The organism is Ruegeria sp. D4 (assembly GCF_056534475.1).
Genome location: NZ_JBQFPJ010000017.1, coordinates 93624 through 107592, shown reverse-complemented (window position 1 = coordinate 107592; position 13969 = coordinate 93624). Strand labels below are relative to the sequence as shown.

At 58.8% G+C, this 13969-nt stretch carries 14 protein-coding genes; 3 read left to right on the top strand and 11 right to left on the bottom strand.

Features of this window, described 5'->3' with window-relative positions; genetic code table 11:
* Positions 1-73: 73 nt before the first annotated feature.
* The 6 genes from gcvT to glyA all read right to left on the bottom strand — a co-directional run bounded on the left by gcvT (position 74) and on the right by glyA (position 6688).
* On the bottom strand, positions 74-1168 hold the full coding sequence (gene gcvT / locus ACR0MI_RS19220; protein ID WP_170807967.1) for a glycine cleavage system aminomethyltransferase GcvT: 1095 nt from the start codon (positions 1166-1168) through the stop codon (positions 74-76).
* A gap of 16 nt (positions 1169-1184) precedes the next feature.
* Positions 1185-1607 (bottom strand): universal stress protein, encoded by a 423-nt coding sequence (locus ACR0MI_RS19215; protein ID WP_170613945.1) that lies wholly within the window; start codon positions 1605-1607, stop codon positions 1185-1187.
* A gap of 76 nt (positions 1608-1683) precedes the next feature.
* A complete protein-coding gene (locus ACR0MI_RS19210) occupies positions 1684-3057 on the bottom strand; it encodes an alanine/glycine:cation symporter family protein (RefSeq protein ID WP_170613946.1) in 1374 nt (457 codons plus the stop codon).
* A gap of 25 nt (positions 3058-3082) precedes the next feature.
* The gene (gene lipA, locus ACR0MI_RS19205; RefSeq protein ID WP_170613947.1) at positions 3083-4027 is read right to left on the bottom strand and encodes a lipoyl synthase; all 945 of its coding nucleotides are present in this window, start codon (positions 4025-4027) and stop codon (positions 3083-3085) included.
* Between the two features lie 14 nt (positions 4028-4041).
* Positions 4042-5424: a dihydrolipoyl dehydrogenase gene (lpdA, locus tag ACR0MI_RS19200; protein WP_170817033.1), complete on the bottom strand. Its 1383-nt coding sequence runs from the start codon at positions 5422-5424 to the stop codon at positions 4042-4044.
* A gap of 10 nt (positions 5425-5434) precedes the next feature.
* A complete protein-coding gene (glyA, locus tag ACR0MI_RS19195) occupies positions 5435-6688 on the bottom strand; it encodes a serine hydroxymethyltransferase (RefSeq protein WP_170613949.1) in 1254 nt (417 codons plus the stop codon).
* Positions 6689-6837: 149 nt separating this feature from the next.
* Here glyA and ACR0MI_RS19190 point away from each other — a divergent pair, with 149 nt between their 5' ends.
* Positions 6838-7440 carry an XRE family transcriptional regulator gene (locus ACR0MI_RS19190; RefSeq protein ID WP_170613950.1) on the top strand — a complete coding sequence of 201 codons (603 nt, stop codon included), beginning with the start codon at positions 6838-6840 and terminating at the stop codon, positions 7438-7440.
* Positions 7441-7447: 7 nt separating this feature from the next.
* On the opposite strand, the gene ACR0MI_RS19185 is transcribed toward ACR0MI_RS19190, so the two are convergent.
* The 5 genes from ACR0MI_RS19185 to ACR0MI_RS19165 form a co-directional block, all read right to left on the bottom strand.
* A complete protein-coding gene (locus tag ACR0MI_RS19185; RefSeq protein WP_170613951.1) occupies positions 7448-8707 on the bottom strand; it encodes a TRAP transporter large permease in 1260 nt (419 codons plus the stop codon).
* Entirely contained in the window at positions 8704-9243 is a 540-nt protein-coding gene (locus ACR0MI_RS19180) for a TRAP transporter small permease (protein ID WP_170613952.1), read from the bottom strand. The genes ACR0MI_RS19185 and ACR0MI_RS19180 overlap by 4 nt, the downstream gene beginning before the upstream one ends.
* A gap of 62 nt (positions 9244-9305) precedes the next feature.
* Positions 9306-10292: a TRAP transporter substrate-binding protein gene (locus tag ACR0MI_RS19175; RefSeq protein WP_170613953.1), complete on the bottom strand. Its 987-nt coding sequence runs from the start codon at positions 10290-10292 to the stop codon at positions 9306-9308.
* Positions 10293-10322: 30 nt separating this feature from the next.
* A complete protein-coding gene (locus tag ACR0MI_RS19170) occupies positions 10323-10886 on the bottom strand; it encodes a 3-hydroxyanthranilate 3,4-dioxygenase (RefSeq protein ID WP_170613954.1) in 564 nt (187 codons plus the stop codon).
* Between the two features lie 135 nt (positions 10887-11021).
* Positions 11022-11975 carry a dihydrodipicolinate synthase family protein gene (locus ACR0MI_RS19165; protein ID WP_170619365.1) on the bottom strand — a complete coding sequence of 318 codons (954 nt, stop codon included), beginning with the start codon at positions 11973-11975 and terminating at the stop codon, positions 11022-11024.
* 162 nt (positions 11976-12137) lie between these two features.
* Here ACR0MI_RS19165 and ACR0MI_RS19160 point away from each other — a divergent pair, with 162 nt between their 5' ends.
* Together ACR0MI_RS19160 and ACR0MI_RS19155 are read left to right on the top strand one after the other, a co-directional pair.
* The gene (locus tag ACR0MI_RS19160; RefSeq protein WP_170613956.1) at positions 12138-12920 is read left to right on the top strand and encodes an aspartate dehydrogenase; all 783 of its coding nucleotides are present in this window, start codon (positions 12138-12140) and stop codon (positions 12918-12920) included.
* Between the two features lie 9 nt (positions 12921-12929).
* Positions 12930-13874, top strand: a complete 945-nt coding sequence (locus ACR0MI_RS19155; RefSeq protein WP_170613957.1) for a LysR family transcriptional regulator — start codon at positions 12930-12932, stop codon at positions 13872-13874.
* Positions 13875-13969 lie beyond the last annotated feature (95 nt).

The following is a 13969-nucleotide window of genomic DNA, read 5'->3' as shown; positions in this document are numbered from 1 at the left end:
CAACTTCTCCTTCAACTCGCAGCCACTCGTGCTCTTCAGAATAATACGTCGACATTCCTGTTCTCTCCTGACTTCAACGCTTGTAGTTTTGTTTGACGAAAGGCGTGGCCACGATCTCGGCCGGTTGCGCCTTGCCCCGAATGATCAGGTTCACCTTCTCGCCCGGCTCGCCGTGGCCTGCGGACACATAGCCCATCGCGACCGGACCGCCGATGGTCGGACCAAAGCCACCCGAAGTGATCTGCCCGATGGTATTTCCTTCGGCACATTGGATCTCGACGCCCTGACGCGCGGGGGCACGACCGGAAGGCAGAATGCCGACCAGTTTGCGCGCGGCGCCCTCTGCTAGTTCCCGTTGAACACGCTCAGCGCCAGGGAAACCGCCTTCTTCCTTGCGGCGCTTTTGAATGGCCCAGGCCAGCGACGCCTCGATCGGCGAGGTGGTCTGATCGATGTCGTTCCCATAGAGGCACAGACCGGCTTCGAGCCGCAGACTGTCGCGCGCGCCCAGACCGGCCGCTTCGCAGTCTTCGTGGGCCAGAAACGCCTTGCTGATCTCGATGGCCTTGTCCTCGGGGATCGAGATTTCGTAACCGTCCTCGCCGGTATAGCCCAGACGCGAGATACGGCATTCGACGCCGTTGATCGGGGCCATTGTGGTTTCCATGAACTTCAAATCGCGCGCCGCAGGGCAAAGCGCGCCCACCACATCCTCGGCCTTCGGTCCCTGAACAGCGACCAGAGCACGGTCGAAAATCTCGGTGACTTCGACCCCTTCCAGATGCTCTTTCATGTGCGGGATGTCCTGATGGCGCAGGGCTGCGTTGACCACGACAAAGAAATAGTCACCCGCGTTGGACACGATCAGGTCGTCCATGATCCCGCCTTCCGCGTTGGTGAAAAACCCGTAACGTGCCTTGCCGGGCTTCAGAGTGGCATAGGCCTGAGGGCAGATGGCTTCCAGCTTCTCGCCCACGTTCTCGCCACGCAGGATCACCTGACCCATGTGGCTGACGTCGAACAGCGCGGCTTTTTCCCGGCACTGAACATGTTCACCCATGATACCCAGCGGATACTGAACGGGCATCTCCCATCCGGCAAAATCCACCATCTTTCCGCCCAGTTCGACATGCAGGTCGTATAGCGGCGTACGTTTCGGTTCGGTCATCTTCTCAACCTTTCAATCAGCGGGACTGGTCGCGAACGACCATAACGGTGCAATGCGCATTGCGCACGACACGTGCCAGGTTCGGACCGATTTCATAATTCGGGAAATCGCCTTTGGTCGACGCCATGACGATCAGGTCGAAGCCTTCCTTGTGGGCAAGCTTCAGAATTTCGCGGTAGACGCTGCCTTCCTCGACATGCACGGGCACGTCAGAGGCATTGCCGTGATCCAGAATGGCCTGAACCTTGCCCCGCACGTGGTCTTTTGCGCCTGCGCCATAGTTGGCGGGCAGGTTCGGCAGCTGGATGATCTCGGGGATGACAGCGATCGCGTGCAGCTCGGCACCGTAGAATTTCGCCTGTTCCAACGCGACCGGCAAAGCCAGCTTCCACGAGTGGTCGTCGGTGTGATCAATTGGCAGCAGGATTTTCGTGGCCATCACGTCTCTCCTCGAGATATGGAATTCTGTTTCGAAGGTGGAGGGCCGGGACGGCCCCCCGTTTTTTCTGTTCGAATTACTCGGCAGGAGTGTTGCCGGGTTCTTCCGATTGGCCGCCCGAGGCGAAGAACTCTTTCGTCAGTTTGAAGACGATCGGGCTCAGCAGGACCAGGGCTATCAGGTTCGGAAGCGCCATCATCGCGTTCAGCGTATCCGCCAGCAGCCAGATGAAGCCCAGATCCGCGGTTGCACCGAAGTAGATCATGACAATCCAAAGGATGCGGTAGGGCAGCAGGGATTTGACGCCCAGCAGGAACTCGACGCATTTCTCGCCGTAGAAGGACCAGCCGAGGATGGTGGTGAAGGCAAAGATCGACAGAGCGATGGCGATCAGATACCCACCGATACCAGGCAGGGACAGTTCGAACGCCGCCGAGGTCAGTGCCGCGCCGGATTCACCCGATGTCCATGCACCCGACGAGATGATCGCCAGACCGGTGATCGAGCAAACGATGATGGTGTCGATGAACGTACCCAACATCGCGATCAGGCCCTGGTTGACCGGACCTTTGGTCTCGGCCGCTGCGTGTGCGATCGGAGCTGAACCCAAACCGGCTTCGTTCGAGAAGACACCGCGCGCCACGCCAAACCGGATTGCGGCCCAGACTGCTGCACCGGCGAAACCACCTTCGGCGGCCGACGGAGTAAACGCGTGGGTGAAGACCAGCGACAGGGCGTGACCGATGCTGCCGATGTTAATCAGCAGAACCAGCAGTCCCGCGATGATGTAGGCAATTGCCATGAACGGAACCAGTTTGCCGGCAACCGCACCAATGCGGGTAATACCACCCAGGATCACGGCTGCTGTCAGAACCATCAGGACGACGCCAGTGACCGAAGTGTTCAGGCCGAAATTTGATTCCAGAACCTGCGCCACACCGTTGGCCTGCACACCGTTGCCGATTCCGAAAGCGGCCACCGCGCCGAACAGGGCGAAAGCAACACCCAGCCAGGCCCATTTCGCGCCCAAACCGTTCTTGATGTAGTACATCGGACCGCCGACAAAGTTGCCCAACTCGTCCTGCTCGCGGTATTTCACGGCGCAGACAGCTTCGGCGTATTTGGTGGCCATGCCCACCAGGGCGGTCATCCACATCCAGAACAAGGCGCCCGGACCGCCCAGGAAGACAGCAGTGGCCACACCGGCGATGTTACCCGTGCCGATTGTTGCCGACAGCGAGGTCATCAGCGCGTTGAACGGGCTGATCTGCCCTTCGCCCTGACCCTCACGGCCTTTGAACAGCAGGCTGAAGCCTGTGCCAATTCGCAGGATCGGCATGAACTTCAGGCCGACCTGTAGGAAGAAACCAGCGCCGAGGATGAGGACCAGCATTGGTACCCCCCACACGATGCTATTTATTTCCCCTACAAAGTTAGATAACGCTTCCATGGTTTCCCTCCCATTTGCGTCAGGTTTATGCCCCGTTGGCGACGGCCCGCTGGCGGGCCTGCTTAAGAGCAGCGAAATCTTCGTCCGCGTGGAACGACGACCGGGTCAGCGGTGTTGCCGACACGTGCAGAAAGCCCTTGGAACGGGCAATTTGTTCTAGCTTTTCAAACTCTTCCGGTGACCAAAACCGGTCAATCGGATGGTGTTTCGGGGTCGGTTGCAGATATTGTCCGACGGTTAGGAAATCGACATTGGCAGCGCGCAGATCGTCCATCACCTGGCGCACATCATTAATTGTTTCGCCCAACCCTACCATAAGTCCCGATTTTGTGAAGATTTCCGGTTCGGCCCGTTTGGCATCGTCCAGAAGCCGCAAAGAGGCATAATAACGGGCACCCGGCCGCACCGTCGGGTACAAATGCGGCACGGTTTCCAGATTATGGTTAAACACATCCGGCGCCGCTTCGAAGACGACATCCGGGGCTTTGCCCTTGCCCAGAAAATCAGGCGTCAGAACCTCGATTGTCGTCCCGGGGTTCTGATGACGCACGGCGCGGATCGTTTGCGCGATATGCTCGGCCCCACCGTCTTCCAGATCGTCGCGATCCACGGAAGTGATCACCACATGGCGCAAACCCAGCTTTTTGACCGCCGCCGCGACCCGGCCCGGTTCGAACGCATCCAGAGCGTCAGGACGGCCCGTCGCCACGTTACAGAAGGAACAGCCGCGGGTGCAGACCTCGCCCATGATCATCATGGTTGCGTGGCGTTTGGACCAGCACTCTCCGATGTTGGGGCAGGCGGCTTCTTCGCAAACGGTCGCCAGATCGTGCTCGCGCATCAGGCGGCGGGTTTCGTAATACTCGGATCCTTCGATCTTTTTCTTACGTATCCACTTCGGTTTGCGCGGTATGACACTGTCGGCCTTTTTGGCCTTTTCCGGGTGGCGTGGGCGAAGCTGGATGGTCATCTGGCTGCTCCGGTTCAGGCGTGGATTGCGCGGCCCATGGCGTCAAGGCAGGCTTCCTTGACAGCCTCGCCCATCGCCGGGTGCGCGTGGCAGGTTGCGGCGACCTCGGCGACGGTTGCGCCTTTGGTCATGGCCAGCACCAGTTCGGCGATCAGGTCACCGCCATGCGCCCCGCAGATATGGCCCCCCAGTATCTTGCCATCCGCGTCGGCCAGAACCTTGACCGCGCCGTCTGTTTCTCCGGTCGATCGGGCACGGGAATTGGCCATGAAGGCAAATTTTCCGACCGTATACTCCGATCCGGTCTCTTTCAGCGCTTCTTCGGTCAGACCAACGGACGCAACCTCGGGGTCGGTGTAAACCACGCCGGGTACCGTGTTGTAATCCACATGCCCGGCCAACCCGGCCAGCATCTCGACGAAGGCAACACCGTCTTCCTCTGCCTTGTGCGCCAGCATCGGACCGGGCACGCAGTCACCTATGGCGTAGATGCCGGGCACCGATGTCTGGAATGTGCTGTCGACTTCGACAAAGCCGCGCTGATTCACGGCAACACCCAGTTCTTCCAGCCCGAGACCCCGGGTAACGGGACGGCGACCGACTGCGATCAGAACCTTGTCGGCTTCCATCACCTCTTCCTTGTCCTTGCCGACGCGGTCCATGGTTAGGGTCAGGCCTGAAGCGGTTTTTTCAACCGACTTCAGGGCGCGGCCCAGTTGGAACTTCAGCCCGCGCTTGGACAAGGCCCGCTGCGCCAGCTTGGCGATCTCGCCGTCAATGCCCGGCAGCACGCGGTCCAGATATTCGACAACAGTGACCTTGGCGCCCAGGCGCGCCCAGACCTGCCCCAGTTCCAGACCGATTACACCCGCACCGATTACGACCAGATGCTCGGGTACGCTCTCCAGCGCGATCGCGCCGGTCGAACTCAGGATATCCTGCTCATCAATTTCGATACACGGCGGCGAGGTCGGCTCGGACCCGGTGGCGATCAGGATGTTTTTGGCTTTATGAACCGCGTCGCCGACCTTGACCTGACCTGCGGCAGGGATGCTGGCCCAGCCTTCGATCAGATCGACACCATTCTTCTTGAACAGAAACGCGATGCCCTTGGTCAGATCACCTACGATCTTGTCCTTGCGCTCCATCATCGCGCCAACGTCGATGCTGGCCCCCTCGACTGCAATGCCGTGGGAGGAGAGATGGGAGAGTTCGGCATATTTGGCCGAGGAGGTCAGCAAGGCTTTGGAGGGAATGCACCCCACATTCAGACAGGTTCCGCCCAGTGCCCCGCGTCCTTCCACGCAGGCCACTTTCAGCCCCAGCTGAGCTGCGCGGATCGCGGCGACATAGCCGCCGGGTCCGCCACCGATAACGATAAGATCGTAGGTATTCATGGGCTTGCTCTCAGTAGATCGGGTAGCTCGCGCACAGGGCGCGGACTTGTTCGCGGGTTGCCTTCTCGACGGTTTCATCCCCATCCGGCGACTGTGCAAGCGCATCCAGAACGTCGCCGATCAGGTGGCCGATCTTCTTGAACTCTTCGGGACCGAAGCCACGGCTGCATCCGGCGGCGGTGCCCAGGCGGACTCCGCTTGTGACCGTCGGCTTTTCCGGGTCTCCGGGCACGCTGTTCTTGTTGCAGGTGAACCCGGCGCGCTCCAGCGCCGCCTCGGCCGCGTTACCCTTCACCCCGATGGGTCGAAGATCGACCAGCATCAGGTGGTTGTCCGTGCCACCCGAAACGATGTCACAGCCGCGCGACATCATCACATTGGACAATGCCTCGGCGCTGTCGACGACGCGTTGCATGTATTCCTTGAATTCCGGCTTCTGAGCTTCGCCAAACGCGACTGCTTTGCCTGCGATGACGTGCATCAGCGGGCCACCCTGAAGGCCTGGGAACACAGCGGAATTGATCTTCTTCGCCAGCGCTTCATCATTGGTCAAGATGATGCCGCCGCGCGGACCGCGCAGCGTTTTATGGGTTGTCGACGTCACGACATGCGCGTGTCCGACAGGCGAAGGGTGCAGACCTGTCGCGACCAGACCCGCGATATGGGCCATGTCGGCCAGCAGCCACGCCCCGACTTCGTCGGCGATTTCGCGGAACCGGGCAAAGTCGATCTTGCGCGAATAGGCCGACGCGCCCGCGATGATCAGTTTGGGTTTCTCTGCGCGTGCCAGTTCGGCGACTTGATCGTAGTCGATCACACCCGCGTCGGTCAGACCGTACTGAACCGGACGGAACCATTTGCCCGACTGCGCAGGTTTCGCGCCATGAGTCAGGTGGCCACCAGCATCCAGCGACATGCCCAGGATCGTGTCGCCCGGGCTCAGCAACGCCAGTTTGACGGCACCGTTGGCCTGTGCGCCGGAATGCGGCTGCACATTGGCAAACTCGCAGCCGAAAATCGACTTCAGCCGTTCGATGGCTTCAATCTCGACCTCATCCACATATTCGCATCCGCCATAGTAGCGACGACCGGGATAGCCTTCGGCATATTTGTTGGTCAGTACTGAACCCTGCGCTTCGATTACGGCCTGCGAGACAATGTTCTCGGACGCGATAAGCTCAATTTGTTCAGCCTGACGGGAAGCTTCACGCGAAATCGACGCCGCAATAACCGGGTCGGATGCTGCAAGAGACGTTCTGAACATGATTTCCTCCTCCGAAATCCGAATCCTTAACAGGGGATTTTGTTTCCTATAGTGGAGAACGGATGATTGAGGCAACATTTTTTTCCGATTTGTTATGTTGAGGGCTAATCGGGAACTATGTATCCTTGCTGAAAGTGGGGGGATTCAATATGTCAGACGATTTACAGCCTGATGGGGCGGGACTTCAGGACCAGGACGATGGAGCCGCTCTGGGTCGCTCGATCCGGGATGCACGCCGTGAGAAGGGCTGGACGCTGGAAGAGGCTGGCAGGGCCGCCGGCATTGGTCGCTCGACGCTTTCAAAGATTGAAAACAACCAGACCCGACCCAGTTTCGATATTGTCCGCCGGTTGACTCAGGCGCTGGATATGAACCCGCCGCAGCTGTTCCGGCAATCCGGTCAGACGGGGGTCGCCGGGCGGCGTGACTTCACCCCAAAAGGGACGGGCGAGATCAGGCATACCGCCACCTACATGCACGAGTTGCTGTGCCCGGAACTGACCAGCAAGCGCATGCTACCCTATGTAGCGACAATCAAGGCGCGTGACATATCCGAATTCGACAACTGGATCCGGCATTCCGGGGAAGAGTTCATGTATGTCCTGAAGGGCGAGTTGATCTTTGTTTCGGAGCATTATCGCCCGCTGCCGATGAAGGCGGGGGACTCGCTTTATTATGACAGCAGCATGGGCCATGGATGCGTATCCACCAGCGAGGAAGACGCGCAGGTTCTGTGGGTGTCACTGGAATAGTCCCGCTTTAGACCAGGGCGGTTGAAAACCATGGGAAACGGCTAAGCAGAACCAGGATTGCTGCAACAGCCAGCAAGAAGGGCCAGAGCGATCGCAAAATGCGACCCGGTGAGGCCCCGCTCATGGAAGATGCGATGTAAAGCCCGACACCCACCGGTGGCGTCAGCAGGCCCAGAACTAGGTTCAGGCACATGACGACGCCGAACTGATAGGGGCTGATGTCGTAGTCGTTCATTGCGATGGGCAGCAGGATGGGGGTGATCAGAATGACGGCCGCGATGCCATCGATCAACATTCCGACCCCCAGCAGGATCAGGTTGACGATCAGCAGGAACAGGAATGGATCATCTGTAATGGAGGTGATCAGGACCGCCAGCTTCTGCGGCAGTGCCTCATAGATGATTACCCAGCCAAAAACACTTGCGGCAGAAATCATGAAGATGATCATAGACGCGTTGATTGCCGTGCGCCGGAACATCTGGGGCAGCGCCTTGGGCTTAAGCTCTCCGTAGATCAGCCAGCCAATCAGGAACGCGATCAGGGACGCGATAGCGGCGGATTCCGTGGGCGTGGCAATACCGAACAGAACCCCCCCGATAATGGCCATGGGGATCAATACCGCCGGTAAACAGGCAAGCAGGGCCGAAATCGATTCCTGCCGCGTAAACCAGGCGCCTTTGGGAAATCCCTGCGCGAAACCGATCAGGGCGATCACCACGGCAAACGAGATCGACAGCAACAGTCCGGGCAGGATGCCGGCAAGAAACATGTCACCGATGGGGATCTGCGCCAGAACGCCAAAGATCACGAACATCATGGATGGTGGAATGACCGGTGCCAGCAATCCCCCAGCGGCTGTGGTGGCAGCGGCAAAGCCCTTGTCATAGCCTTCCCGCTCCATCTCAGGCGTCATGGCCCGCGCCATGACGGCAATCTGCGCCGTGGCCGATCCGATGATGGCGGCCATGAACATGTTGGCCAGCAGGTTGATATAGGCCAGCCCGCCGCGAAAGCCGCCGACAAAGACCCGGGCGGCATCGATAAGCCGTCGGGTCATGCCACCTTCGTTCATCATCTCGCCGGTCAGCATGAAAAGAGGAATGGCCAGAAGCCCATAGTTCTCGAGGCCCGAGAACATCTTCTGGGCAAAGCTGTCATACAAAACGGTGTTGCCGCTTTCCCAAATGTACCAGATTGCGGTCAGCGACAGGACCAGCGCAACGGGAACCGCGATCAGCAGCTTGAAGGCAAAAATCAGAGGCGTCATGCGTTGCCCTCGGGTTGAGGGACACGGGGGCCGGTCAGATTTGAAATGCTGTGCAGCGTTGCCCCCAGCGCAAACAGCCACATGACCATCCAGACCAGGTATTTCGGAACGCCCAGCGTTGTTGTCGGTTCCGCGTAGATGAAGTTGAAAGTCGCACCCTGAAACTGCTTGGTGTCGAACCCATGCCGCGCCAGTTCCAGCGGTGAATACCAGCGCCAACAGAACCAGATCATGAACAGGGCAAAGATCAGAACGATTAGGTCAACAAGCCGGGCCGCCAAGTCCCGCAACATAGGGGGCAGGGCATCCGTCAGGATCGTAACGGCCACAGCGTGACCATAGTGCAGCGCCGCGGATGCGCCGAGAAAGGTCATCCAGGCCATGGCATAGATCGCCAGCTCATCCACCCAGAACAAAGCGGACCCCAGGCTCCGTGTCACGACGTTCAGCAGGATAAGAACCGATATGGCGGCGGCCAGAAAAGACGCGAGCCACAGTTCAGCACGCGCCCATGCTGCAGAAATCCGCCGGATCATTGCGCTCACTCCTCAAAACAAGGGGCGCAAATCACCTGCGCCCCAATTGCATGAGTACCGTATTAGTTGGCGGTTTCCGCAGCAACCTGTCGCAATTGATCCAGCGCACCTGATTTCCCGGCCCAGGTCTGGTTCCATTGATCAATGGCATCACCAAAGAATGAGCTGTCCACCTGAACATAGGTTTTGCCGGTGCCTTTCACCTGATCCAGCCATTCCTGTTCCTTGGCAACATAGGTGTCGATGGTACTGTCCACGTGACGGGCCATCAGTTCACCGATCATGGTGCGGTCTTCTTCGGACAGACCGGCCCAGACCTTGGCCGACACAAGACCAACCATCGGGAACATCATGTGGTCCGACTGCACGACGGTGTCGGCATGTTCGTAATATTTCAGAACCCAGATCAGTTCTGCGTCCATGTCGATGGCATCGACCTGACCGTTGGCCAGCGCATCGTAAACGGCGGGCAGGGGCATCGGGGTCGGGGCCGCACCAACGGCGTTGTAGAAGTCGAGAATAGGCTCGAACGGAGTGATCCGCAGTTTGAGACCGGCTAGGTCCTCTGCCGAGTTCACGTCGCCCCGGGCAACGATCTGGCGCAGGCCGGCCATGCCGTACCCGGTGCCGACGACACCAACCTCGGCCGGAAGCTGATCCAGCATACTGCGTGCGCCATCGCTGCGCAGGATGCGGCCCGCGTGGCCGATATCGCTGGCCAGATACGGGGCATAGAACGCGCCGAAATCCTTGGCGCGATTGGACACTTCGGCCACTGTCATGAACGCCATGTCCAAAGCACCTGTTTGCAACTGCTGCAGCATCTCGGCTTCGTTGCCCAACTGACGCGCCGGAAAAACTGTCACGCTATGCGCGCCACCGCTGGCTTCCGACAAGTCTGCGCCAAAGGCCTCGGCCGCCTTGGTCCAGATATGCGGCGGTGGCGTGATCAGACCCAGGCGAAACTCATCTGCCAGCGCAATCGTTGCGGAAAAAGAAGCCACAACCGCAGCAGTCGCGCCGCAGAGGGCTTTGTGAAGGTAGTTCATTGTATTCTCCCTGTTTTGTTCCGGTTCGGCTCAGAGCTGGACCCAGTCCGCAGGCGGCTTACCCTTTCCGGGATGCAGCGTTCCGCAGTTCGGACAAGTTCGAGCTTCGGTACTGTTATGGAAAGCATCGTAAATCTTTGGCAGTGCGGTGACGATCCCTTCGGGGCCATCAAGCGCAACTTCTTCGCGATGCACAAGGCCTTCGCAGTTAAAGCAAAACCATTCGAACCCTTCTTTCATCCCCGGCTGACGCGGGGCTTCGACCACGATGCCGATCGATCCTTCCTGTGGGCGCTGCGGCGCGTGGCGCACATGAGGCGGCAACAGGAAAACCTCGCCTTCACGCACCGGCACATCGTAGATTTTGCCGCCGTCGGCGATCTTCAGCATCATGTCGCCCTTTTGCTGAAAGAACCATTCTTCAACCGGATCATCGTGAAAATCGACACGTGTATTCGGGCCGCCAACGACCATGACAATCATGTCGCCTTCCTTGTGCAGCAACTGATTGCCAACCGGAGGGCGCAGTTTGTCAGCGTTGTCTTCCACCCATTTCTGGAAATTGAAGGGTTTCAGCGTCGGGTGTTGTCCCATGTGCTTTCTCCTGCCTGACCGGTGCTTGGGGCACAGCAACACTATATCGTGCCGTCAAAAAGCCTAGGACAAGCCGTATGAAAGAAATATTTGTTTCTGGGAATGTCGGTATCCATTAACCTGATATCAGATTGATCAAAGCTGAAGGCCGCAATCCTCGAACGCTGCGCTTGTGGCGGCTTTTTCGGCCTCGGTCAGTTCCAGCATGGGATGGCGCACGCGGCCTCCGACCTGCCCAAGCAATTCCTGCCAGTATTTACCGTGAGCGGTTGGTTTTCCGCCAGGCTTGGTACGCTTAATCGCGGTTCGGACCGGATCAAGACTGTCACGCACGCGCCGGGCCTGGTCGAACTTTCCGGCAAATGCCAATTCAGTGTATTCGTGCATACGCAAGTCGTTCGCCGTCTGGATTTGGTAGGGCGGCGAGGAACACAGGTAAAGCTGCCAGCCCAGCTCCTCGATATTGTCCAGCCAGTCGTCTTCCAGAGACGTGGACACCAGGATCTTGTCACCCACCATCCGCGTCAGTTTTGCATACATGTCCCGGGGGACCGAGTATTTGATGGCCATGATGTTGGGCAGCTCCGCAATACGCGCACAAGTTTCGGGCTGCATCAGATACCCGCTGTCGGGATGGCTCCACATGGCGATGCCGATATCCAGGCGGTCGCAGATATACTTGTAGTAATTGTACAAAACCTCGTCGCGGTCGTGACAAAAGCTGAGCATCGGGGCGTGGACCACCACATAATCCGCACCGCAGTCCTGAGCATGCCGTCCAAGCTCCAGCACGGTGTCCACGTTCTGATCCGAGATCGACATGATCGTCCCGGCCTTGTCCCCGCATTCCTCGGCGGCGATGGTCATGTTGCGTTTGCGTTCGTCCAGCGACATCGACCAGAACTCACCCTGTTTGCCTGCGATGAACAGGCCCTGAATTTGCAGATCGTCGATCCAGTGCCGAATGTTCCGGCGCAATCCGGCCTCGTTCAGGCTGAGGTCTTCGTTGAACGGGTTCAACGCGGCTGCCCAAATCCCCCGCATGGTTTCGCGCGAATAGGCTTTGGCGTCGTGTTTGGCATATTTCATGGGCAGGAAGTCCGAAGGTCAGATGTTAGATCGCTAGCGTGCAAACACTCTGGTTCCGTCAAACGCACAAAGCCAAGCGCATAGGGCGGATCTGGATATTAAATATTTCGATAACAGAGAGCCTGCAGTTTCGGATAGGTTAAGGCTGCATCTGGAGGCTCTATGAAAATCGGCATTATCGGCGAAGGCGCTATCGGGCGTTACGTGGCACAGCACTTGCTTGAAAAAGGCGAAGGGCCTGATGCCATATTGGTTTCACCCGGACGGCGACTTGACGGAAAGGAGGCCGGTCCATCCCGTGTTTCCTGCGTCTCTGACCTGCCCGGCGGGATCGATCTGATGGTCGATTGCGCGGGCCATGCGGGCCTGAAAGCACACGGAGCCGCCATTCTGGAACGGGGCATCGACCTGGTAACACTGTCAGTCGGCGCATTGGCTGACCCTGATCTTGAACAGGCGCTGGCACTGGCGGCGCGTAACGGTCATTCGCATTTGCGCCTTGCCAGCGGGGCAATCGGCGCACTGGATTGTCTGTCCGCCGCAAGGGTAGGGGGGCTGACCGAGGTCATCTATCGCGGCAGCAAGCCCCCGGCGGGATGGCGCGGTTCAGCTGCAGAAGAACAATTGAAGCTGGACGACCTAAAATCAGCGGCAGTACATTTTTGCGGAACTGCCCGGCAAGCAGCCGTGGCCTATCCAAAGAACGCCAACGTGGCAGCGGCCATAGCGTTGGCGGGGCTGGGATTTGACGAGACAAGGGTTGAACTGATCGCCGATCCGGCTGTTAATGCCAATATCCACGAAATCGAGGCGCGCGGCAGTTTTGGCACCTTCACATTCAGGATCGAAGGAAAGGCGCTGCCGGACAACCCGCGCAGTTCGGCTCTGGCTGCCATGAGCGCGATTGCCGCCATCGAAAGACAGCCCGCAGCGATCAGTATCTGAGGGGCCTTCATGGTCGCACATCATACCCGTATCGTTGAGCGCGCGCTGACGCGGTTGAAGCTGCGCCAGTTGCGTCTGCTGGTTGCGGTCGGGCAGCACGGCAGCATCCAGAACGCGGCGCGCGATCTGGGCATTTCGCAGCCTGCCGCCACCAAGATGATTCAGGACCTGGAGCTGGATTTCGAGGTCAAGCTTTTCGAGCGGACCAATCGCGGCGTTGTGCCCACGGTGTTTGGTGAAGCACTGATCCGCCATGGCAAGCTGATCTTCGCGCAGGTCTCAAATGCCGCTCAGGAATTGGATGATCTGAACGAAGGCAACAGCGGCCGGGTTGTGGTGGGAACCCTGCTGGCGGCGTCACCAACCTTGCTGCCACGCGCTGTCGAACGGCTGCTGAAAGACCGCCCGAAAGTCGCGGTCAAAATTGTCGAGGGGACAAACGAAGTGCTGATGCCTGCGCTTTTGTCGGGCGAGATCGACATGGTTGTCGGTCGTCTGCCAAGTCATCGCCACCGAGCACGGATCACGCAGGAAAAGTTCTTTGATGAACGGGTATTGGCCGTGACGGGAACGCAGCATCCTTTGGTCGGCAAGCCGAATATCACTTTCGAAGAACTCAGACGCTTTGGCTGGATACTTCCGCCGGTCGAAACCACTCTGCGCCGCCAAACCGACCAGTATTTTGTGCGGCAGGATCAGTACCAGCCGGGTGTTTCAATTGAATCGGTCTCCTATCTTGCCAACAGGTCCCTGTTGCGATCCCACGATTTTGTCGGGCTGATGCCGGCCCATGTCGCCTCGTTGGATATCGACCGTGGCCTGCTGGCCTGCCTGGACTGGGCTGTCCCATTTGGTGCGGGCCCGGTTGGCGTCTCGCACAGAGGGGAAAACAGCCTGTCCCCGGCAAGCAGCACATTTCTGGATGCCCTGCGCGCGGCAGCAGGGGACATCTGAACCATCCCTGCAGATATCACGCAATCGGATATCAGTATTTCTTCAATTCAGTTGAGGTGATGCCAGCGGAAATGAGACCCTGAAGCTGAATTGCA

Excerpts from the sequence above, each read along its gene's own strand:
- gcvT (WP_170807967.1), bottom strand. The coding sequence starts at position 1,168 with ATGACCGAACCGAAACGTACGCCGCTATACGACCTGCATGTCGAACTG.
- ACR0MI_RS19215 (WP_170613945.1), bottom strand. The coding sequence starts at position 1,607 with ATGGCCACGAAAATCCTGCTGCCAATTGATCACACCGACGACCACTCG.
- ACR0MI_RS19210 (WP_170613946.1), bottom strand. The coding sequence starts at position 3,057 with ATGGAAGCGTTATCTAACTTTGTAGGGGAAATAAATAGCATCGTGTGG.
- lipA (WP_170613947.1), bottom strand. The coding sequence starts at position 4,027 with ATGACCATCCAGCTTCGCCCACGCCACCCGGAAAAGGCCAAAAAGGCC.
- lpdA (WP_170817033.1), bottom strand. The coding sequence starts at position 5,424 with ATGAATACCTACGATCTTATCGTTATCGGTGGCGGACCCGGCGGCTAT.
- glyA (WP_170613949.1), bottom strand. The coding sequence starts at position 6,688 with ATGTTCAGAACGTCTCTTGCAGCATCCGACCCGGTTATTGCGGCGTCG.
- ACR0MI_RS19190 (WP_170613950.1), top strand. The coding sequence starts at position 6,838 with ATGTCAGACGATTTACAGCCTGATGGGGCGGGACTTCAGGACCAGGAC.
- ACR0MI_RS19185 (WP_170613951.1), bottom strand. The coding sequence starts at position 8,707 with ATGACGCCTCTGATTTTTGCCTTCAAGCTGCTGATCGCGGTTCCCGTT.
- ACR0MI_RS19180 (WP_170613952.1), bottom strand. The coding sequence starts at position 9,243 with ATGATCCGGCGGATTTCTGCAGCATGGGCGCGTGCTGAACTGTGGCTC.
- ACR0MI_RS19175 (WP_170613953.1), bottom strand. The coding sequence starts at position 10,292 with ATGAACTACCTTCACAAAGCCCTCTGCGGCGCGACTGCTGCGGTTGTG.
- ACR0MI_RS19170 (WP_170613954.1), bottom strand. The coding sequence starts at position 10,886 with ATGGGACAACACCCGACGCTGAAACCCTTCAATTTCCAGAAATGGGTG.
- ACR0MI_RS19165 (WP_170619365.1), bottom strand. The coding sequence starts at position 11,975 with ATGAAATATGCCAAACACGACGCCAAAGCCTATTCGCGCGAAACCATG.
- ACR0MI_RS19160 (WP_170613956.1), top strand. The coding sequence starts at position 12,138 with ATGAAAATCGGCATTATCGGCGAAGGCGCTATCGGGCGTTACGTGGCA.
- ACR0MI_RS19155 (WP_170613957.1), top strand. The coding sequence starts at position 12,930 with ATGGTCGCACATCATACCCGTATCGTTGAGCGCGCGCTGACGCGGTTG.